1 protein-coding gene is annotated in these 1,781 nt (G+C 61.5%); it reads right to left on the reverse strand.

Annotated elements, in window-relative coordinates; translation table 11 throughout:
- Positions 1–1,781 (reverse strand): (Fe-S)-binding protein (locus ABZ909_RS43580; RefSeq protein ID WP_357012373.1); only part of this gene is annotated, 1,781 nt, incomplete at both ends.

A 1,781-nucleotide genomic window follows, 5' to 3' on the forward strand; every position in this document is an offset into this window, starting at 1 on the left:
GGCGGGAGCCTTCGCGCCCGGGGCCTTCAGGCCGCCCTTCATGGCCAGACCCTTGCCGCCGGGAGCCTTGAGCCCGCCCTTCATGGCCAGACCGCCACCGGCCGGAGCAGCCTTCGAGGCTTCGGCGGCAGCCTCCACGACCACGGCCTCGACCGGCTCGGGCACCGAAACCGGTTCGGGCTCTTCGACCTTCGGTGCCTGAACAACACGCAGGTTCTCGGTCAGCGTCGCGGCCTCGACACGAGTGATCGACTGCAGCATCAACTGCGCCACATCCACAACCTCGACACCCTGGCCGACCTCACCACCATCCTTACGAGCGGTGACACCATCGGTCAGCATCACCCGACAGAACGGGCAACCCGTCGCGATCATCGACGGCTCGTTACCACCGTTCAACGTCTCGAGCGCCTCGTCCACACGATCGATATTGATGCGCTTGCCGAGCTGTTCTTCCATCCACATCCGCGCACCACCCGCACCACAACACATGGAACGCTCAGCGTGACGCGGCATCTCGACCAACGTCGAACCCGACGCCTCCATCAACTCACGCGGCGCGTTGTAGATCTTGTTGTGCCGACCCAGATAACACGGGTCGTGGTAGGTCACATTCTGCGCCACCGGCGACACCGGCACCAACGCCTTGCCACGCACCAGACGATTGAGCAACTGGGTGTGATGCACCACCTCATAGCTGCCACCCACCTGCGGGTACTCGTTGTTGAGCGCATTGAAGCAATGCGCACACGTCACAACGATCTTCTTCCTGGCCTGCTCCACACCATCGAACACCGAATTCAGCAACTCGATGTTCTGCATCGCCAACTGCTGGAACAAGAACTCGTTACCCGCACGCCGCGCCGAGTCACCGGTACAGGTCTCCTCCTGACCCAACACCATGAACTTCACCCCCGCGGTCGCCAACAACTCCGCCACGGCCTTGGTGGTCTTCTTCGCCCGATCCTCGTACGCGCCCGCGCAACCGACCCAGAACAGATACTCATACCCGTCGAAGGAATCAGCATCGCGACCGAACACCGGAATCTCGAAGTCCACCTCCGAAATCCAGTTCAGACGATCCTTGGCGTTCTGACCCCACGGATTGCCCTTGTTCTCCAGATTCTTGAACAACCCCGCCAGCTCCGACGGGAACTCCGACTCGATCAGCACCTGATAACGACGCATATCGATGATGTGATCGACATGCTCGATATCGACCGGGCACTGCTCCACACACGCACCACAGGTCGTGCACGACCACAACACCTCAGGATCGATGATGCCCTCGACATCCGCACCACCGACCAGCGGACGCTCCGCCTCCACGCGCGCGGCCTCCGAAACCCGCGCCAGCGCACGCTCGTCCGGCTTGCCCTCCGCATCGACCAGACCGATCTCCTCACCACCCATATCCTTACGGCCACCAGCCAGCAGATACGGCGCCTTCGCGTAACCATGGTCACGCAACGACATGATCAACAACTTCGGCGAGAGCGGCTTACCCGTATTCCAGGCCGGGCACTGCGACTGACAACGACCACACTCGGTACACGTGGTCACATCGAGGATGTCCTTCCACGAGAAATCCTCGAACCTACCCACACCAAAAGTGTCGTTATCCGGATCCGCGGTCTCCATCTCGATCGGCCTACCACCCGACATCATCGGCTTGGCCGCACCAAGAGCGACACCACCGTCATCCTCACGCTTGAAATAGATGTTCGGGAACGCAGCGAACCGATGCCACGCCACACCCCAGGTGACATTGCGGCCGACCA

Origin of the sequence: Nocardia sp. NPDC046763 (assembly GCF_040645495.1) — a bacterium.
Taxonomy (GTDB): domain Bacteria; phylum Actinomycetota; class Actinomycetes; order Mycobacteriales; family Mycobacteriaceae; genus Nocardia.